This window comes from Pseudomonas sp. GM30 (assembly GCF_000282275.2).
Lineage (GTDB): Bacteria > Pseudomonadota > Gammaproteobacteria > Pseudomonadales > Pseudomonadaceae > Aquipseudomonas.
Genome location: NZ_AKJP02000027.1, coordinates 345,263 through 363,564, shown reverse-complemented (window position 1 = coordinate 363,564; position 18,302 = coordinate 345,263). Strand labels below are relative to the sequence as shown.

General features: G+C 60.2%; 16 protein-coding genes. 10 read left to right on the top strand and 6 right to left on the bottom strand.

Translation table 11 applies throughout. The annotated features are described in order from the left end of the window. Positions 1 to 51: 51 nt before the first annotated feature. Genes PMI25_RS19470 through PMI25_RS19460 form a run of 3 tightly spaced genes read right to left on the bottom strand, consistent with a single transcriptional unit; the run spans position 52 to position 4,087 of the window. Positions 52 to 1,662: an arylsulfatase gene (locus PMI25_RS19470; protein WP_007963468.1), complete on the bottom strand. Its 1,611-nt coding sequence runs from the start codon at positions 1,660 to 1,662 to the stop codon at positions 52 to 54. A 14-nt stretch (positions 1,663 to 1,676) separates the two neighbouring features. After that, the gene (locus PMI25_RS19465) at positions 1,677 to 2,492 is read right to left on the bottom strand and encodes an ABC transporter ATP-binding protein (protein ID WP_007963466.1); all 816 of its coding nucleotides are present in this window, start codon (positions 2,490 to 2,492) and stop codon (positions 1,677 to 1,679) included. Beyond that, positions 2,489 to 4,087, bottom strand: a complete 1,599-nt coding sequence (locus tag PMI25_RS19460; protein ID WP_007963465.1) for an ABC transporter permease — start codon at positions 4,085 to 4,087, stop codon at positions 2,489 to 2,491. The genes PMI25_RS19465 and PMI25_RS19460 overlap by 4 nt, the downstream gene beginning before the upstream one ends. 397 nt (positions 4,088 to 4,484) lie before the next feature. Here PMI25_RS19460 and PMI25_RS19455 point away from each other — a divergent pair, with 397 nt between their 5' ends. Further along, positions 4,485 to 5,498, top strand: coding sequence for an ABC transporter substrate-binding protein (locus tag PMI25_RS19455; protein WP_007963463.1), 1,014 nt, complete (start codon positions 4,485 to 4,487; stop codon positions 5,496 to 5,498). A gap of 85 nt (positions 5,499 to 5,583) precedes the next feature. Here PMI25_RS19455 and PMI25_RS19450 read toward each other — a convergent pair whose 3' ends face one another. Beyond that, complete coding sequence (locus PMI25_RS19450; RefSeq protein ID WP_007963461.1) at positions 5,584 to 6,504, bottom strand: LysR family transcriptional regulator; 921 nt, start codon at positions 6,502 to 6,504, stop codon at positions 5,584 to 5,586. A gap of 181 nt (positions 6,505 to 6,685) precedes the next feature. Between PMI25_RS19450 and PMI25_RS19445 the strand changes: the two genes are divergently transcribed. Next, positions 6,686 to 7,606 carry a TauD/TfdA dioxygenase family protein gene (locus PMI25_RS19445; protein WP_007963459.1) on the top strand — a complete coding sequence of 307 codons (921 nt, stop codon included), beginning with the start codon at positions 6,686 to 6,688 and terminating at the stop codon, positions 7,604 to 7,606. A gap of 106 nt (positions 7,607 to 7,712) precedes the next feature. Here the strand turns inward: PMI25_RS19445 and PMI25_RS19440 are convergent, their stop codons facing one another. Next, on the bottom strand, positions 7,713 to 9,329 hold the full coding sequence (locus tag PMI25_RS19440; protein ID WP_007963457.1) for an alkaline phosphatase family protein: 1,617 nt from the start codon (positions 9,327 to 9,329) through the stop codon (positions 7,713 to 7,715). A 213-nt stretch (positions 9,330 to 9,542) separates the two neighbouring features. Further along, positions 9,543 to 10,487 (bottom strand): LysR family transcriptional regulator, encoded by a 945-nt coding sequence (locus PMI25_RS19435; RefSeq protein WP_007963456.1) that lies wholly within the window; start codon positions 10,485 to 10,487, stop codon positions 9,543 to 9,545. Between the two features lie 165 nt (positions 10,488 to 10,652). Here PMI25_RS19435 and PMI25_RS19430 point away from each other — a divergent pair, with 165 nt between their 5' ends. The 8 genes from PMI25_RS19430 to PMI25_RS19395 all read left to right on the top strand — a co-directional run bounded on the left by PMI25_RS19430 (position 10,653) and on the right by PMI25_RS19395 (position 18,037). Then, positions 10,653 to 13,013: a TonB-dependent receptor gene (locus PMI25_RS19430; protein WP_007963454.1), complete on the top strand. Its 2,361-nt coding sequence runs from the start codon at positions 10,653 to 10,655 to the stop codon at positions 13,011 to 13,013. Positions 13,014 to 13,036: 23 nt separating this feature from the next. Next, positions 13,037 to 14,380, top strand: a complete 1,344-nt coding sequence (locus PMI25_RS19425; RefSeq protein WP_007963452.1) for an aryl-sulfate sulfotransferase — start codon at positions 13,037 to 13,039, stop codon at positions 14,378 to 14,380. Between the two features lie 189 nt (positions 14,381 to 14,569). Beyond that, positions 14,570 to 14,896 carry a hypothetical protein gene (locus PMI25_RS19420; protein WP_007963451.1) on the top strand — a complete coding sequence of 109 codons (327 nt, stop codon included), beginning with the start codon at positions 14,570 to 14,572 and terminating at the stop codon, positions 14,894 to 14,896. A gap of 165 nt (positions 14,897 to 15,061) precedes the next feature. Next, complete coding sequence (locus PMI25_RS19415) at positions 15,062 to 15,385, top strand: hypothetical protein (protein WP_007963450.1); 324 nt, start codon at positions 15,062 to 15,064, stop codon at positions 15,383 to 15,385. A gap of 53 nt (positions 15,386 to 15,438) precedes the next feature. Continuing rightward, positions 15,439 to 15,774 (top strand): hypothetical protein, encoded by a 336-nt coding sequence (locus PMI25_RS19410; protein WP_007963449.1) that lies wholly within the window; start codon positions 15,439 to 15,441, stop codon positions 15,772 to 15,774. Positions 15,775 to 16,048: 274 nt separating this feature from the next. Beyond that, positions 16,049 to 16,864 (top strand): energy transducer TonB, encoded by an 816-nt coding sequence (locus PMI25_RS19405; protein ID WP_007963448.1) that lies wholly within the window; start codon positions 16,049 to 16,051, stop codon positions 16,862 to 16,864. 44 nt (positions 16,865 to 16,908) lie between these two features. Beyond that, a complete protein-coding gene (locus PMI25_RS19400; protein WP_007963447.1) occupies positions 16,909 to 17,634 on the top strand; it encodes a MotA/TolQ/ExbB proton channel family protein in 726 nt (241 codons plus the stop codon). Between the two features lies 1 nt (position 17,635). Beyond that, the gene (locus tag PMI25_RS19395; protein WP_003220570.1) at positions 17,636 to 18,037 is read left to right on the top strand and encodes an ExbD/TolR family protein; all 402 of its coding nucleotides are present in this window, start codon (positions 17,636 to 17,638) and stop codon (positions 18,035 to 18,037) included. The last annotated feature ends 265 nt before the right edge of the window (positions 18,038 to 18,302 follow it).

Here is an 18,302-nt window from a genome sequence, read left to right as displayed (position 1 = left end):
TTGAACCTTGTGGGAGCTGGCTTGCCAGCGATAGCGGTTTATCAGACGACCTCAGTCCGGCTGAAACGGCGAAGCACTCAAAATCACCCCGGTCTCCTCCACATACTGCTGCCAATGCCCGATCAACGCGCTGAGCTTGTCCGGCTGACTCGCCGCCAGATCATGAATTTCCCCCGGATCACTGCTCAAGTCATAAAGCTGCCACGTCGCCGGACCCACCGGCCCGGGGATCCACACTGCTTTCCACGACCCCTGACGAATTGCCCGGCGCCCGAACAATTCCCAGCCAGTAACGGTGTGCTCGTCATGCACCTGCGCCGTCTCGCCAGACAAAAAACCCAGCCATGATTTACCGCGCAGCGGCGCCACCGGTTTGCCGTGCCACTGTTTGCCCGGATGGCGCACACCCGCCAGATCGAGAATGGTCGGGGTGATGTCCATCACCGTGCCGAAGCCATGGCTGATCTGCCCTTTGATTGGCAGTTGCGGGTAGTGCAGCAACGCCGGCACACGGATCCCGCCTTCGGTGGTAAACGCCTTGAACAGTCGTGACGGCGCGGTCGCCACCTGCGCCCAGCTCGGCCCGTACCAGACGTAGGAATTGGCGCGGCCGATGTTGTCGAGGCTGTTGTCGTAATGCTGATTCAGGTAGGTCAGCAGTTCCGGGCCGAACTTGGGAAACGCCTCCAGCAGCGCGCCCTCGGCGCCGTTGTCGGACATGAACAGGATGAAGGTGTTATCGAGCTGCCCCTGCTGGCGCAGGTAATCGACCACCCGGCCGATGTTCCAGTCCATGCGCTCGACCATCGCCGCGTAGACCTCCATCGCCCGCGCGGAAATCTGCCGTTGCTCAGCGCGCAGCGCAGTCCATTGCGCATTCAGTTGAATCAGTGGATGCGGCTCGACATCCGGCTCGATCAGGCCCAGCGTCTTGAGTTTCTCCAGGCGTTCGAGACGCAAGACTTCGGGACCGGCGTCGTAACGGCCACGGTATTTTTCGACGATGTCGGCCGGTGCCTGCAACGGCCAGTGCGGTGCGGAGAACGGCAGATAAGCGAAGAATGGCCGGCTCTGATCGCGCTCCTTGAGATACTGCAGCAGCTTGTCGCCGAAGGCATCCGACGAGTAGAAATCCTTGGGCAGCTCATCGATAAAGGTGTCGTCTTCGATGTACAGCGCCGGAGTCGATTTCAGCAGGCCAGGGGTGTGTTCATCGTAAGTCGGCTCGAAACCATAGTGGTTGGCCGCACCCGGCAGCAACGAGAACGAACGCTCGAAACCGCGGGCCTGCGGCGCCAGTTCAGCCGTCAGGCCGAGGTGCCATTTGCCGCTCATCAACGTCTGGTAACCGGCCTCGCGCAGCAGCTCGGGCAGGGCCACAACGCGGTCGTTGAGATAACCCTCGTAACCCGGTTTGCCAATCAGTTCCGGAGTCAGCGCTTCGGCCATGGTGCCGATGCCGGCGATGTGGTGATCGGTGCCGGTCAGCAGCATCGAACGGGTTGGCGAGCAGGTCGGTGCGGTGTGGAAATCGGTCAGGCGCAGGCCGTTGCTGGCCAGAGCATCCAGGTTCGGTGTGGCAATTTCGCCACCGAAGGCGCCGAGGTCGGAGAAGCCGAGATCGTCGGCCAGAATCACCAGAAAGTTGGGGCGTTGCGGCATCGATAAAGCTCCTCTCAATAGGCAATGAACGACAGCGGCAGATCGCGGATCTGCACCGGCAGGCTCGGTTGATAATGGTCGTCACTGGTCAGTTCGTGCAGCAGCTCTTCGCGCAGTTGATGGAAGTCGAAACTGCTGCGCTGACGCGGGTGTGGCAAGGCGATGTCGACCACTTGCTTGATCCGTCCCGGACGCGGCTCCATCACCACCACGCGATCGGCGAGGAAGATCGCTTCTTCGACGTCATGGGTGACGAGGATCGTGGTGATTTTTGCCCGGTCACGGATCGCCAGCAGCTCGTCCTGCATCTGCTGGCGGGTCAGTGCATCGAGCGCGCCGAACGGTTCGTCGAGCAGCAGAATCCGTGGACTGGCGACCAGTCCGCGAGCAATCGCCACGCGCTGGGCCATGCCACCGGAGAGCTGATGCGGATAGGCGCGGGTGAAATCGCGCAGGCCGACCAGATCGATGAAATCGTTGATGCGCTGCTGCTTTTCGGCATTGCTCAGCGGCTCGTTGACCAGGCCCAGACCGATGTTGTCGGCCACGGTCAGCCACGGAAACAGACGATGCTCCTGAAACACGATGCCACGCTCGCCGCCGATGCCGCTGACGGCTTTGCCATCGACGCTGATCTGCCCGCGAAACTGCGTATCCAGACCCACCAGCAAACGCAGCAAGGTGGATTTGCCGCAACCGCTAGACCCGACGATGGCGACAAATTCGCCCTCGGCGATGTCGAGGTTGAATTCGCGAATCGCCTCCAGTTCGAAACCGTCGACGTCGAAGGATTTGCCTACGTGGGTGAAGCTGACAATCGGTGCGTTCATGCGTGTCTCCAGCGAGTGGCGCGAATTTCCAGGCGTTGGCCGATGAGGTTGAGCAGGGCGCCGGTGAGGCCGACCAGCAGCATCCCGGCCATGATCAGGTCCATGCGCAGCAGTTGTTGGGCGCCGATCATCTGACTGCCGATGCCGCCGTTGGACGGCATGAAATATTCGGCGCCGATGGTGCCGAGCCAGGCGTAGATCAGGCTCAGCCTGAGCCCGGCGAAAATCCCCGGCGCCGCACCCGGCAGCACCAGACGGCGCAGGCGCTGACCGAGGCTCAGGCGCAGCACCTGCGCGGCTTCGTTGAGTTGTGGCGAGAGGTTGGCGACGCTGCGCTGAGTGGCGATGAACAACGGAAAGAACGCGGCGAGGGCGACGAATACCCACTTCGATAATTCACCCAGACCGAACCACGCGGTGAGCAGTGGCACCCAGGCGAAAATCGCAATCTGGCGAATGGCGGCGAGGGTCGGGCCGAGCAGCCGTTCGCTGATCTTCGACAGACCCAGCAGCAAGCCAAGGGTGAAACCGAAGCCGCCACCCAGTAACAGACCGCCAAGGGTGCGGCCGAGGCTCAGGGCCATGCCGCTGATCAGCGTGCCATCGAGCAGACCGTTTTTTGCCGTTTGCAAGACTGCCAGCGGGCTGACCAGGATATTGGCGTCGATCCATTGCTGATCGCTCGCCACCTGCCACAAACCGATCACGCCCAGCGGCACCAGCCACGGTTGCACTCGCTGCCAGCCTTCATATCGCGGGCCACGGCGGATTTCCGCAGTCGCCGGGTGCGGCCAGTGCACCAGTTTGCGGTCGAGCCAACCGATACCGCGATCCATCGCCACGCCGAGCAGGCCGATGACGGCGATGCACACGAACACGATGTCGAGCATGAACAATTGCCGCGCCCAGACCATCAGGTAGCCGATGCCTTCGCTGGACGCCAGCAGCTCCACCGCCAGCAAGGAAGTCCAGCCAGCGGCCAGGGCCAGACGCACGCCGGCCATGAACGCCGGCAGTGCGGCGGGCAACACCAGACGTCGGATCAACAGGTAGGGCGGCAGGCGCAACACGGCGGCGGCTTCACGCAGTTTCGGTTGCGCATCACGAACGCCGACCAGGGTGTGCAGCGTCACCGGGACCACGATGGCCTTGATCAGCACCACCAGTTTCAACACTTCGCCAATGCCGAAAAACACCATGAACAGCGGAATCCACGCCAGTGTCGGCACCTGTGCCAAACCGGCGAACGTCGGGAAAATCAAACGTTCCAGACGCCGACTGAATCCCAGAGCCGCGCCGAGCACCGCCCCCGCCGAAATCCCGGCGAGCAGGCCCCAGAGCAGGCGTTGCAGGCTGATCCACAAATGACTCCACAGCTCGCCATGGGCCAATTCGATGGCGCTGTTCCACACCAGCGATGGCGCTGGCAGGATCTGTTCGCTCATCCACTGATTGCGCGCGGCCAGCCACCACAGCACGAACAGGCTGACTGGCAGCAACCAGGGCAACAGGCGTTGATTCAGGCTGGGCCACTGCCGCCGACTTTTCAGGGGCGGCGCGGGCAGCGGCAGGCTGAGCAGGGAATCACGGGCCATGGGTGACCTCCGTTGTCGGGTTGGATCGGGAGCAGGATCAAAAGATCGCAGCCTTCGGCAGCTCCTACAGGGGGACGCATCCGTGAATTCGCCCCTGTAGGAGCTGCCGAAGGCTGCGATCTCTAGCGGTATTAGCTATAAACAAATTGTTATAAGCGATATCTAAAATATTGAATTTGGAGATAAGCAGCGCCATTTAAGGCTTCCAGCGCATCGCGCATCCAATGCATTCGAAGAATATTTTCGATGCTGTTAATGCATACGCCGCTGCAAGCCGCGTGGCTTCTCGCTTAGCGTGAAAAGCTATAAAAATGTGCATTTATAGTATTTAAGCGAAGGTCGTGCTTCGGCCTACTTTCGGTTCCTCAACGCCCGTCGTGATCAAGGAGCCGCACCCATGAACCTTCCCTTCAAACGAGTCTTCAACCTGTTTGCCATCCCGGCGCTGGCGGGGCTGCTGGCCTTTACCGCGCAGGCCGATGAACTCAAGGAAATCAGGATCGCCGTCCCCGACCTGAGCGCCGGCACCCAGCACAGCGGCGGCGGTGTGGTGGACGTGCTGCGTGACCAGCAGATCTTCGAAAAAGCCTTCGCCGATCAGGGCGTCAAGATTCAGTGGAGCTTCTTCAAAGGCGCCGGCCCGGTGATCAACGAGGCGTTTGCCAACGGTCAGGTCGATCTGGCGTATCTGGGCGACCTCGCGGCGATCATCGGTAAGTCCAATGGCCTCGACACGCGGCTACTCAGCGCCAGTGCGCGTGGGGTGAAGCAATATCTGGGCGTGGTGCCGGGGTCGGGGATCAAGACCCTGCAGGATCTGAAAGGCAAGCGCGTGGCGATCTTCCGTGGCACCGCCACGCAGCTGTCGTTTGATGCGGCGCTGGCCAGTCAAGGCTTGAGCGAGAAGGATCTGAAAGTGATCAACCTCGACTTCAGCGGCGCGGTCGCGGCATTGGCGGCCAAGCAGATCGACGCGTCGTGGGGCAGCTCAGGGCTGACGGCGCTGCAAGCCAAAGGGCTGGCGGAGTTGCCACTCAACACCAAGGATCTGGGCGGCGCCGGCAGTGTGCAGTCAGTGCTGGTCGGCACCGGCAAGTTTGTCGACGGGCATCCGGAAGTGGTGGCGAAACTGCTCAAGGCGCAGCAGCAAGCCGTGGAGTGGCTGACCCAGGACAGCAACAAAGACGCTTACGTGCAATTGGTGTCGGGGCTGGCGAGTTATCCACCGGTGATCCTGACCCAGGACCTGCAGGATCAGAAACTCAGCGAAGTGTTCCCATCGACGCTGGACCCGGTGTTCCTCGGCAAATTGCAGGATTCAGTGGATCTGGCGGCGCAGCAGAAGCTGATTCGCAAGCCGTTCAAGGTCAGCGATTGGGTGGCGCCTGAACTGGCGGCGGCCAAGCTTTAACAGCACAAGATCGCAGCCTTCGGCAGTTCCTGCAGGAGAACCCATTCCCCTGTAGGAGCTGCCGAAGGCTGCGATCTTTTGATCTTCAAACAGCGACGCTGATTGTCTGCTTATCCACCGCCACCAACGTCTCGATCATCGCTCTTGCTGCCGGCGACAAGCGAAACCCGGTACGGCTGACGATCCCGCAGCGCGCATTCATGCTCTCCAGATTCTGCGGCAGGTTGCGCCAGTGCAGCAGCGCCAGCGAACCCTGGGCAATGTCCTCGACGAATGCCTCCTCCGTGCCCACGCCAATCGCGTTGGATTGCAGCACCACTTTCACCAGCGCCGGGAAATGCTCGGTCTCGATGGTCGGCGAAAAATCGATCCGGCCGCTGAGGTTCGCCAGCAGTTTGCGGATCCCCGGCGGGATCAGCGTGGTCGCCAGCGGATAGTCGAACATGTCGTTGGTCGACAGACTTTCCTTGGCCAGCAACGGATGCCCGGGGCGGCAGAAAAACACCCCGCGCTTGGGTGTCAGGGCCTGGGTCTGGAAGTTCGGATCGGCCTCAAAATGGCGGATGTCGGCGATGAAGAATTCGATCTCTTCGCGGCTCAGTGCGCGGCTGAGTTTTTCCCAGTTATCCACCTGAAAACAGGTGCGCACTTTCGGGTGCGCGTTGATGAATTGCGCCACCGCGTCCGGCACCAGTTTCACTGCCGGTGCCGGGCCGCAGCCGAAGTGCAGTTCACCGGCATCGAGCTTGGTCATCTGCGTCACTTCCGCGCTGAGCAGCGCCGCGCCTTGCACCAGGGTCAGCGCGTGTTGCAGCACCACCTGGCCTTCTGGCGTCGGGCGCAGATCCTTGTTGCCGCGATCCACCAGCACGCAGCCGAACTCTTGCTCCAGCCCTTGAATGCTGCGGCTGAACGCCGGTTGAGTGATGCCCATCGCGTCTGCCGCGCGGACAAAACTGCGGTGTTCGTTGAGGGCGATGAAGTAGCGCAACTGGCGAAGATCCATATGCTTTTCCGGCATCCTAAAAATAGCTCGAAGGCATTTGCGACGAGGGTTGCTTGAGGTTTTAAATGCAAGCTCTTATTCCGTCAACGAAGCATGTGAATATCTATTAGATGTAAATGGAATATAGATAGAGCGATGCTTCGCTGCCGCCCAACCGCAAGCAGTCGATGAGGGTCTACCCATGAGCAATGCCGCACTCGCTGTAAAACCCGCTGTCCACGCGCTGGAAATTCACCCGGTGGCCGGCCGTATCGGCGCCGAGATTCGTGGCGTGCACCTGTCCGGTGAACTGGACGCCGCCACGGTCGAAGCCATTCAGCAGGCGCTGATCCAGTACAAGGTGGTGTTCTTCCGCGAGCAGACCCAGCTCGACGATCAGCGCCAGGAAGCCTTCGCCCATCTGCTCGGCGAGCCGGTGGCGCATCCCACCGTGCCGGTGCGCGAGGGCACCCGATATCTGCTGGAGCTGGACGGTGCCGAGGGCCAGCGCGCCAACTCCTGGCACACCGACGTGACCTTCGTCGACGCCTACCCGAAAGCCTCGATCCTGCGCTCGGTAGTGGCCCCGGCCTTTGGTGGCGACACCCTGTGGGCCAACACCGCGACCGCCTACAACGAACTGCCTACGGAGCTGCGCGAACTGGCGGACAAACTGGTCGCCGTGCACAGCAACGAATACGACTACGCCGGGGCCAAGCCGGACGTCTCGGCAGAGAAGCTTGAACGCTATCGCAAGATCTTCACCTCGACCGTCTACGAGACCGAGCATCCGGTGGTCCGCGTGCACCCGATCAGCGGCGAGAAGAGCTTGTTGCTGGGGCACTTCGTCAAACGTATCAAGGGTTATTCGCAAGCCGATTCGGCGCACTTGTTCGGCCTGTTGCAGAGCCATGTGATCCGTCAGGAAAACACCGTGCGCTGGCGCTGGAAGGCCGGTGATGTGGCGATCTGGGATAACCGTTCGACTCAGCATTACGCGATTGATGATTACGGCACTCAGGATCGCATCGTGCGGCGGGTGACGCTCAAGGGGGAGGTGCCGGTTGGGGCTTCGGGGCAGCGTAGTCAGACCATTAAAGGCGCGGATATCGTCGGCGTTTGATAAGGCCCCATCGCTGGCAAGCCAGCTCCCACAGAGATTTGTGTCGGACACAAAGGATGTGAACACGCAAAACCTGTGGGAGCTGGCTTGCCAGCGATGCTTTTAACTACCACACACCGATCTGCACGACTTTCTCGACCTCTGGCTCTCCATAGCGAAACCGCTGTCCACGCACATCAATCTCCTGATGACTGATCGTGGTCCGCCGCTTCAATCCGCGCACCCACTCGAACAGATACCCCGCATGCTCCTCGCGCACCGCCGCGTACGCCGGATCCTCACCCAAATCGCGCAGCTCCTGCGGGTCATTCAACAGGTCAAACAACTGCGGCCGGAAGCCGTCGTACGCCAGGTATTTCCACCGCTCGCTGCGCACCATGGTCATGCGGCAACGGTCGATCGGCTGGCCAAGTCGCTCGCGTGCCGGGGCCTGGAAGGCGTAGTCGTATTCGCTGATGGCGTAGCGGCGCCAGTCGGGATTTTCTCCGTGTAAAAGCGGGATCAGCGAGCGTCCTTCCAGCCGATGCTCGGCGCCCGGCAAGCCCAGTGCCTGGAGAAACGTCGGTAACGCATCAATGGTTTCCGCCAACCGCTCATCCACCGTACCCCGGGTGATGTCCGCCGCGGCGCGCGGGTCGCGCACGATCAATGGCACGCCTACCGCTTGCTCCAGCAAAAACTCCTTTTCGCCCAGCCAGTGATCGCCAAGAAAGTCGCCATGATCGCTGGTGAACACGATCAGCGTGTCATCCCAGCGACCGTTGCTCTGCAGAAAATCGAACAGCCGCCCGAGTTGATCATCCACCTGCTTGATCAGGCCCATGTAGGTGGGGATTACATTCAATCGTACTGAATCACGGGAGAAGTTGAGGCTTTCCTCATGTTGACGAAACGCCGTGTATACGGGGTGTTTGCTGGCTTCGGAGGGCGTCGCGCGGACCGCTTCGAGAATCGATTTCGTACTGTACAAGGCGTGGTATGGCGCCGGTACGATATAGGGCCAGTGCGGTTTGATGTAGGAGAGGTGTAAACACCAGGATTTCTCACCTTGCTCGGTGATGAAGTCGATGGCTCGATTTGTAGTGTAGACAGTCTCTGAGAACTGCTCGGGAATTCGCGCTGGCAAATGCGCATGACGCATCTGCCAGCCGCTGAGGATTTCACCGCTCTCGCCTTCGGCGGCGTTGGCCCAGTCGTGCCAGGGATTGCGCCCGTCGAAGCCCTGCTCGCGCAGGTAATGGGTGTAGGGCGCGGATTCGCGCTTGTCGTCGAACAGCGGGTCGTCGGGGAAGATTCCGTCGTGGCGAAAGTACGGTTCGAAACCGACCTCGTTGAGCACTTCGGCCTGCGCGCTGTCCGGGTTGATCGCCAGACGCTGCAGGGCGTCGACATTTGCCGTGGCGTGGGTCTTTCCGACCAGCGCGGTGCGGATGCCGTGGGGGCGCAGGTAATCACCGATCGTCAGTTCTTCCAGCGGCAACGGCACGGCGTTCCACGCCACCTGATGGCTGCTGACGTAGCGCCCGGTGTAGGCCGACATCCGCGACGGCCCGCAAATCGTGCCCTGGGTGTAGGCGCGGCTGAAGCGCACGCCGGCGGCGGCCAGGCGATCGATGTTCGGCGTGTGCAGATGCGGATGGCCGTAGCAGGACAGGTAATCGCGGCGCAGCTGATCGCACATGATGTACAGCACGTTGCGCACGGGGTTTTGCGGGTTGGACATGGGGTTCACCGGTCAGAAAGACAGGTGGGGGTTGTCGCTTTCGGCGGGGGTGTTCGGCAAGTGCATTTGGGGAATGGGTTTTATGCAGGGGATGCATCGGTGCCTTTGGCGACGCCTTCGCTGGCAAGCCAGCTCCCACAGGATTTGCGCCGGGCACAAATGATGTGAACACCCGGACTTTGTGGGAGCTGGCTTGCCAGCGATAGCGGCAGCTCAGACAGCTAAATTTTCGAGTGAACAAACCTCCTCACCCACCGCATCAATCGCCTTGATCTGCTCAATCATCGCCTCGGCCAGCGGCGACAACCGATACCCCGCCCGACTGACAATCCCGTAGCGGGTGTACAGCTCTTCCAGATCATCGGCCAACCCTTCGATCCGCAAACACACCAGCTCACCCTTGGCCTGATGCAGCGCATCGGAATACGCCCCGACAATGCCGATCGCATCCGAACGCAGCACCACGCTGAGCAGGCTTGAGCTGTTTTCGCATTCCACATTCGGCGTGAAATCCGGGCGGCCGCTGAGGTCGACGATGACCTTGCGCAGGTTCGGCGGGCGAATGCTCACCGCCAGTGGATAACTCATCAATTGTTCGGCCGAGACCCGTTCAAATGCCGTTAAGGGATGCCCGGCGCGGCAGCAGAAATGCCATTTGCGCGGACGCAATCGATGGGTCAGGTAATCCGGATCGGCCTCGAAGTGCCGGGTGTCGGCGACGAAGAATTCGAACTCCTCACTGAGCAGGCGTTTGCTCAGGCTCTGCCAGTCATCGACCTGAAATTGCACCCGCGCTTTCGGGTAACGGCCGATGAACGCGCCGATCGCGCGCGGGATCAATCCGGCTGCCGGCGCCGGGCCGCAACCGAAGCGCAGCTCGCCCGCTTCCAGACCATTGAACTGGCTGATCTCGTTGGCCATCTGCTGCGCGCCGCTGACCAGTCGCCGGGCATGTTCGAGCAGCACCTGGCCTTGCTTGGTCGGTGGCAGTTCCTTGCGTCCGCGATCGATCAACTGGCAGCCAACGCTGTGTTCCAGCGCCTGAATGCTGCGGCTGAACGCCGACTGCGACAGGTTCACCGCCTGCGCGCCGGCGACGAAACTGCGTTGTTCGGCGAGGGCGATGAAGTGTCGAAGTTGGCGCAAGTCGATATGCATTTTTCACATAAAAAATATCCGGGAAATGCATTGGATATGCATTAGGTCGACTCCTTATAAAGGCAATCTCTTATGCAGTAAATATTTGTAAATCCATAAATAAATAACTTAAAAGAATATGCAGCGCTGAAGATGTCTGTGTGTTTTTTGACCAGGAGCCGCGCCATGAGTCCGTTGAACCTTGCGTCACCCTTAACGCCACGACGGCTCAAACGCCTGCCTCTGGCCCTGTTGCTGGCGGGGAGTGCCAGCTGGACTCACAGCTACGCCGCCGACGCCGAAACCCCGGCGCCAGTCCCCGCCGGCAAGCCTGCGGCCAACAGCTCGCAGCTGGAGACCGTGACCGTCACCACCCGCCGTCGCGAAGAAAGTTCGCAAGATGTGCCGACGCCGATGAGCGTGGTCAGCGGCCAGACGCTGGAGACGCAGAGGGTCTACCGGATTCAGGATTTGCAGCAACTGGTGCCAAGCGTCAACGTCGCCTACATGCACGCACGCCAGTCCAGCGTGTCGATTCGCGGCCTGGGCAACAACCCGGCCAGCGACGGCCTGGAAGGCAGTGTCGGCCTGTACATCGATAACGTGTACCTGGGCCGTCCGGGGATGGCGGTGTTCGACCTGATGGACATCGAGCAGCTCGAAGTCCTGCGCGGGCCGCAGGGCACGTTGTTCGGCAAAAACACCACCGCCGGGGTGATCAACATCAGCACCCGCGCGCCGACCTTCACCCCTGAGCGCAGCATCGAAACCTCGTTCGGCGAGGACGGCTACTTCCAGACCAAGGGCACGATTTCCGGGCCGCTCAACGATCAACTGGCCGGACGTTTCTCGGCCTATCGCACCCGCAGCGACGGCGACATCAAGAACGAATACAACGGCCATGACCTGAACGGTGGCTCGCGCGATGGCTTCCGTGCGCAGTTGCTGTTCAAGCCCAACGAAGACTTCAACCTGCGCTGGATCGGCGACTACAACGAAGAGGATTCCAGCGCCGGCACCCGCGTGCTGTACAACACCGGGCCGACCATCAATGGCATCAACCTCTACCAATCGCGGGCCAATGCGGCCGGCGCGACGCTGGTCAACGGCTCGCACCGCAAGGTCAATCTGGACAACGATCAGCACGTCACCGTGCATCAGGGCGGCACGTCGGTGGAGGCCAACTGGACGTTGCCAAGTGATTTCACCCTGACCTCGATCAGCTCCTATCGCTTCTGGAATTTCACCCCGGCCAACGACGATGGTCTCAACGTTGCGGCGACTTACAACGCCGGGGTTTCGGTAGAGGACAAACAGTACTCGCAGGAATTTCGTCTGGCCTCGCCCAAGGGCGAGTTCTTCGATTACGTGGTGGGCGCGTACTACTTCGGCTCGGATCTGGATAACAAATCCTTCGCCTATTACGGCCCGCAGGCCGACATCTGGAACGGCACGCCACGCGGTGCGCTGGCCAACGTCGGCAGCGTCGGCAACGGCCACATCAAGACCGACAGTTTCGCCCTGTTCGCCCAAGGCACCTGGCACCTTACCGAGCGCCTGGATTTCACCGCCGGCGTGCGCGGCACTTATGAAGAGAAGAACGCCTGGGTCACCCGCGATGCGCCGGTCGGTGGCGCCAATGTCACCGGTGCTGCGGCCACCGCACGACGCGGACGCACTGGCGCCTACGACTCCGGCGATCTCAATCAGTACAGCTCCAGCCCGTCCGGATTGCTCAACCTCAGCTATCGCATCACCGATGATCTGCTCGGCTATGCCACGCTGTCCCACGGGGAAAAATCCGGTGGGGTGAACCTCGCGGTGGGGTCTGCTCCAACCGCTGGCGCTGACTCGCTGCTGATTGGCACCGAACGTGCGAACAACGCCGAACTCGGTTTCAAAAGCACCCTGTGGGATCGGCGTCTGCAGCTCAACGCCAACGTTTTCTGGACTCAGGTCAATGCCTACCAGACCAACGCTTACGACGACGTCAACCGCGTGCAATACCTGACTAACGCCGGCTCCGTACGCTCGCGCGGCGTCGAATTTGAAAGCACGGTAATTCCGTTGCGTGGCCTGACCCTGAACTTCAACGGCTCGTACAACGACGTCAGCTATCTCTCGTACAAGGATGCGCCGTGCCCGCCGGAAATCAGCCAGGCACCGGGCGCGCCAGCCTCTTGCGACCTCAGCGGGCACCAGGTGGTCGGCGCGTCGAAATGGATCGGCAACGCCAACGGTGAATACAAATGGAATCTGGCCAACGGCTTCGAACCTTACGTCACCGCCAGCTACGCGTTCCGCTCGAAAGCGGTGGGCACGGTTGAGGATTCCGACTACGGGCAGATCCCGAGTTATGCGGTGGTCAACCTGTCCACCGGTCTGCGCGGCGATTTCAATCAGGGCCAGTGGGACGTTTCGCTGTGGCTGAAAAACGCCTTCGACAAGACCTACTACACGACCCTGTGGACCGGCGGCAACGGCGGTTATGAAGGCCTGCTCGGTACGCCGCGCACCCTCGGCGTTACCGGTCGCTACGACTTCTGATCCGTCATTCAAGGAGCTGCATCATGTTGCCAGGCAAAACCGCTTCAGCGCTGCTGTTGTCCAGCGTGGTACTCAGTAGCACGGCGTTCGCCGCGCCCAGCGTGTACCCCACCGGCGTTACCCGCTATGACCCGAACAAGGCCTTTAACCAGTACGTGATCTTCAGTGGCGCCGACAAGCAGACGCACCTGATCGACATGAATGGCAATGCAGTGAAGACCTGGCCGCAGGCGGGTTTCCCGTCGGCGATCATCGACCCGCAACTGGTCGGTGGTGAGCGCGGGCATGTGCTGCTGCAACTCAGTGACAAGGAACCGGGCAAGCTCGGTTCGGCCGGCAACGGTCTGGGCAACCAGAGCGTCGGCGAACTGGACTGGAACGGCAAAGTGGTCTGGCAGTGGGGTGACAAGGCGCCCGGCGGTGCGGCGCAACAGCATCATGATCAGCGCCGGTTAAGCAACGGCAACACCGTGGTGCTGGCGAACAAGGTGCACCAGGTCAAAGGCTTCAAGGTACCCGAGGTGATCGACGATGCGATCTATGAAGTCAGCCCCGACGGGCAGGTGAAATGGCAGTGGCTGGCCTCGGAACACCTGAACGAATTCGGCTTCACCCCGGAGCAACTGAAACTGGTACGCGCCAGCGACAACCCGGATTATCTGCACATCAACAACCTCAGCGTGGTCGGGCCGAACAAGTGGTTCGATGCCGGGGACAAACGCTTCAATCCGGACAACCTGCTGCTCGATTCACGCAACGCCAACTTCATCGCGATCATCGACAAACACAGCGGCAAGGTGGTCTGGCGCCTCGGCCCGAACCTGCCGCTGATCAACCCGAAAACCGCGCAGAAACTGCCGCGACCGGTGGATCAATTCGTCGGCCAGCATGACGCGCACATCATCCCGGCTGGGTTGCCCGGCGCAGGCAACCTGCTGGTGTTCGACAACCAGGGTTCGGCAGGGTATCCGAACGTCACCCTCGGGCTGATTTCCGGTTCGCGGGTGCTGGAAATCGATCCGCTGAAAAATGAGATCGTCTGGCAATACAGCGCGGCGAATTCGAAGCAGCCGGGGTGGGCGTTCTATAGCTCGTTCATCAGCAGCGCGCGACGTTTGCCCAACGGCAATACGCTGATCGACGAAGGCATGAACGGACGGTTTTTCCAGGTCACGGCCAGCGGTGAAAACGTCTGGGAATACGTCAGCCCGTATCTGGGCAAAGCGCCGGGCAGCGACGCGATCAGTAACTGGGTCTATCGGGCGTTGCCCGTGAGTTACGACTGGGTGCCGAAGGGTACGCCGCGCTCCGAGACCGCCGTGATTGCCCCGACATCGGCAGTGCAGCAGACCAGTGCCAGTCGTTAGTTGAAAAGGAATTAATGCTCGAATGAATGGCGATAAGTTATGTGCGGTTTGAATACTGCTTATTGCAATTTCGTTGAAAAGTCGCGTGGACAATAAGTGAATGGCCAACCATCCTGAGTGTCGTGAGTTTCCAGGAGGGAACTTGCTCTCAGCGGAAGACACTTATCCAACGATAAAGGAAATCTCGTTATGTCGAGCATTAATGGCAATTATGTAAACGCTAACGCTGGCGCCAAACTGACGATTACCGATGGCAATGACTCCAACGGCACCTTCAGCGGCAAGTTCAGCCAGAACGGCGTGAACTACGACATCGCTTACGGGCATTACCATTTCCAGAACAGCACCGGGCAGCCTACGATCATCACTTTCGCGGCTCTGAATGACGGCTCGGGCTATCAGTCCTGGACGCTGTTCTCGCCGGATCACAACTATTCGAAAGTTCGTGCGGTGGGTTCGCGTACCAACTTTGATGGTGATGTTGTGGGTGTGGCTGGAGAGTTTATTAAACAGTAATTAAATGTTGCAGAAAAAAGCCGCCATGCTATTCAAGCCTGGCGGCTTTTTTCTTACATGAAATAAGTCATTTTCATGGTGTTTGTGCTTCCTGTGGATGACAGCGTTTGCTGGCATCTGATTCTAAGCTCGAAGTGAACTTAATCATTCGAGCAGGACGCTTACATGCAAAACGCGCTTTATTCCAACACCCTCGATGGGCCCTCTCTGACGATTGTCGATTCCGATGACCGCACCGGGGTCTTCGGCGGCACGTTGCATCACCAAGGCATCAACTACGGCATCGTCAGTGGCCGTTACGCCAGCCTCAACGGCTACCAGCCGCCAACCGTGGTCACGCTGATTGCCAATAACCAGGATCACGGTTATTTCGCCCTGACCCTGTTCTCGCCAAGTCGCGGCACTCATGAACTGCAGGGGCACTGCGTGCGCGTTACTTATGACGGCGTGGTCAGCAGCCTGCCGGGCGACTTCGTTCGCCATGCATGAGGCGCAGCCAGCGCCGGATTTTTCTCTCAAAACATCAAGCAAGGATGCTGCACATGTCCACGATCAACGGCGTTTATCGTCATGAACCTTCAGATACAACCTTGACCCTCGTCGAGGGCGATGACCGCACCGGCAGTTTCACCGGCACGTTGTCCGAGTCCGGCACCGATTATCCGATCGCATTTGGCAATTTTCACTTCAGGCATGGTTTTTCAACAGGCCCGGTCGCCATCTCTTTCAATACGCTGACGGCAGATGGCACGGCGCAAGCCTGGGTGATGTTCTCACCCGATCAAGCCTACACACGCTTGCGGGCACTGGGCAGCGCTGCCGATCTGAGCGGCGATGTCGCGCTGACAGGCCTTGAATTCATCCGACAAAAACCCTGAAAAAGCCCGGATTGAAGGCTTTTCGCATGCCTTCGCCGAATATTTTTCATGCTTGAAAAGCATTGTAAATTTTGACCTCGGCGCCAGCCCTTGCAGGGCGTGGCTTCGGAGCGATCAGCAAAAATTTATATTCATAAAAATTCTAAGCACATCGATAAAAGTTACTTTCGGAGATAAGCCATTACTCCAATGATTCACCCAACGACCGGTCGCCCGGGGGATGTTTGCGGCGACCCGTCGGGTACTTCGCAAAGAGACCGCAGGGAGTGAATCAATGGGCAATGTCCAGACCGCCGCCAGTGCACAGGAGGTGCTGTGGCGCCAGGCACCGAGTGGCGAATTGGTCGATCTCGGCCGGCCCCATCGTGTGCCGCTGGGGCAGCTGCGGTTGCAGCGTGTGCCCAAGGGCATTCTGAGCCGCCGTGAAACCATTCTGCTCGGCGTGCTGGCGCTGCTGGTGCATGGCGCGGTGATCTACTGGATCAACCAGCATCCGACGCCGGCATTGCCGATCGTGCCGCCGGAAATTCCACCGATGACCATCGAGTTTTCGCGGCCGGCGCCACCCGCGCCACCAGTGGTCGAACCGCCGCCACCGGCACCGGTCGTTGAGCCACCGCCGCCGGTTGAAGACGAGTTGGCGGTGAAGCCGCCGCCACCCAAACCGATTCCCAAGCCCAAGCCGAAACCGGTGGCCAAACCGGTGCCGAAACCGGCACCCAAAGCCGTTGAACAACCACCTGCGCCGGCGCAACCGGCAGCCCCAGTCGCAGCGCCGGCGCCACCTGCACCACCGGCTCCGGCTCCGGTAACGCCGGCCTCGGCCAACGCCGCGTATTTGAAGAATCCGGCGCCGGAATATCCATCGCTGGCCCAGCGTCGCGGCTGGGAAGGCACGGTGATGCTAAGGGTGCACGTATTGGCCAATGGCAAGCCCGGTGAAATTCAGATTCAGAAAAGCAGTGGTCGGCAGCAACTCGACGATGCGGCACTCAATGCCGTCAAGCAGTGGAGCTTCGTGCCGGCCAAGCAGGGTGATGTCGCCCAGGACGGCTGGGTCAGCGTGCCCATCGATTTCAAGATTCATTAAACCGAAACCTATTCGCGCTAGATGTTTACACGAGGGAACACATCATGACGTTACTGGCCTCTCCACTGGAATCCATCGAAAGTGCGGTGATCTGGCTGCTGGTGGTTTTTTCCGTTGCCACCTGGGGACTGGCGCTGCTCAAGGCTGTGCAGTTCGGTCGTCTGAAGGCGCAGGATCGCAAGTTTCATAAACGTTTCTGGGCGGCATCGAGTCTCGACTCCGCCGCGGAATTGAGTGAAACCCAGCCCGGTGCTGCCGCCCGGGTAGCACAGGCCGGTTACGCGGCGATCCAGGTGGGTGAGGCGCCGCAGGCCAATGACCTGAGCCAGGCGATCAACCATCAGGATCGCCTGGAACGGGCCTTGCGTCAGCAGATCGTTCGCGAACGCCGTTCGCTGGAAACCGGTCTGGCAGTGGTTGCGAGTATTGGCAGCACCTCGCCGTTCATTGGCCTGTTCGGCACGGTGTGGGGAATCATGGAAGCGCTCAAAGGCATCAGCGCGGCAGGCTCGGCGAGCCTGGAAACCGTCGCCGGTCCCATCGGTGCGGCACTGGTTGCCACCGGTGTGGGGATCGCCGTCGCGGTGCCGGCGGTGCTGGTTTACAACTACTTTCTGCGTCGTCTGAAACTGACGGCGGCGGATCTCGATGACTTCGCCCACGACTTCTACAGCCTGGCGCAGAAGAGCTCGTTCCGCGTGCTGATCCACCCGACCGCGAACAAGGTAGCGGCGCCGGGCAGCGCAACAAAAGTGAAGGAGGCGTCCTGATATGGCCTTCTCCACGCAAGACAGCGACGAGGTGCTGAGCGAGATCAACGTGACGCCGCTGGTGGACGTGATGCTGGTGCTGCTGGTGGTGTTCATCGTCACCGCGCCGCTGCTGACCAACGCGATCCCGATCAACCTGCCGAAGACCGAAGCGGTAGCACCGGTCGAGCAGAAAGATCCGCTGGTGGTGAGCATCGACGGCGCCGGCAAACTGTTTATCAACAAGGATGAAATCCAGCCGGACTTGCTGGAATTCAACCTCAAGTCGGCCAAGGCCAAGGACCCGGAAGTGCGCGTGCAATTGCAGGCCGACGACGGGGTGAACTACGGCGAGGTGGCGCGGGCCATGGCTTCGATCGAGCGGGCGGGGATTACCAAGTTGTCGGTGATCACTGCGCGGTAACAGGATTTACGTTTTTCCAGGGCCGTCTCCTTGGCAGGGTGCGGCCCTTTTTTTTATCCCGCAAAAACTACCCCCTGTAGGAGCTGCCGAAGGCTGCGATCTTTTGATTTTGATTTTAAGAACAAGAGCAAAAGATCGCAGCCTTCGGCAGCTCCTACACAAAGCCAGACATATTTCTTTTGGGTCTTAATAAATAGCTTCTTATTCCTTAACGAATATAAATCCCGTCCCTATACTCGATCAGGAACAGACACGACGCAGGAGA

Bases quoted from the DNA above. Each gene is read 5' to 3' on its own strand.
- PMI25_RS19470 (WP_007963468.1), bottom strand. From the start codon at position 1,662: ATGCCGCAACGCCCCAACTTTCTGGTGATTCTGGCCGACGATCTCGGC.
- PMI25_RS19465 (WP_007963466.1), bottom strand. From the start codon at position 2,492: ATGAACGCACCGATTGTCAGCTTCACCCACGTAGGCAAATCCTTCGAC.
- PMI25_RS19460 (WP_007963465.1), bottom strand. From the start codon at position 4,087: ATGGCCCGTGATTCCCTGCTCAGCCTGCCGCTGCCCGCGCCGCCCCTG.
- PMI25_RS19455 (WP_007963463.1), top strand. From the start codon at position 4,485: ATGAACCTTCCCTTCAAACGAGTCTTCAACCTGTTTGCCATCCCGGCG.
- PMI25_RS19450 (WP_007963461.1), bottom strand. From the start codon at position 6,504: ATGGATCTTCGCCAGTTGCGCTACTTCATCGCCCTCAACGAACACCGC.
- PMI25_RS19445 (WP_007963459.1), top strand. From the start codon at position 6,686: ATGAGCAATGCCGCACTCGCTGTAAAACCCGCTGTCCACGCGCTGGAA.
- PMI25_RS19440 (WP_007963457.1), bottom strand. From the start codon at position 9,329: ATGTCCAACCCGCAAAACCCCGTGCGCAACGTGCTGTACATCATGTGC.
- PMI25_RS19435 (WP_007963456.1), bottom strand. From the start codon at position 10,487: ATGCATATCGACTTGCGCCAACTTCGACACTTCATCGCCCTCGCCGAA.
- PMI25_RS19430 (WP_007963454.1), top strand. From the start codon at position 10,653: ATGAGTCCGTTGAACCTTGCGTCACCCTTAACGCCACGACGGCTCAAA.
- PMI25_RS19425 (WP_007963452.1), top strand. From the start codon at position 13,037: ATGTTGCCAGGCAAAACCGCTTCAGCGCTGCTGTTGTCCAGCGTGGTA.
- PMI25_RS19420 (WP_007963451.1), top strand. From the start codon at position 14,570: ATGTCGAGCATTAATGGCAATTATGTAAACGCTAACGCTGGCGCCAAA.
- PMI25_RS19415 (WP_007963450.1), top strand. From the start codon at position 15,062: ATGCAAAACGCGCTTTATTCCAACACCCTCGATGGGCCCTCTCTGACG.
- PMI25_RS19410 (WP_007963449.1), top strand. From the start codon at position 15,439: ATGTCCACGATCAACGGCGTTTATCGTCATGAACCTTCAGATACAACC.
- PMI25_RS19405 (WP_007963448.1), top strand. From the start codon at position 16,049: ATGGGCAATGTCCAGACCGCCGCCAGTGCACAGGAGGTGCTGTGGCGC.
- PMI25_RS19400 (WP_007963447.1), top strand. From the start codon at position 16,909: ATGACGTTACTGGCCTCTCCACTGGAATCCATCGAAAGTGCGGTGATC.
- PMI25_RS19395 (WP_003220570.1), top strand. From the start codon at position 17,636: ATGGCCTTCTCCACGCAAGACAGCGACGAGGTGCTGAGCGAGATCAAC.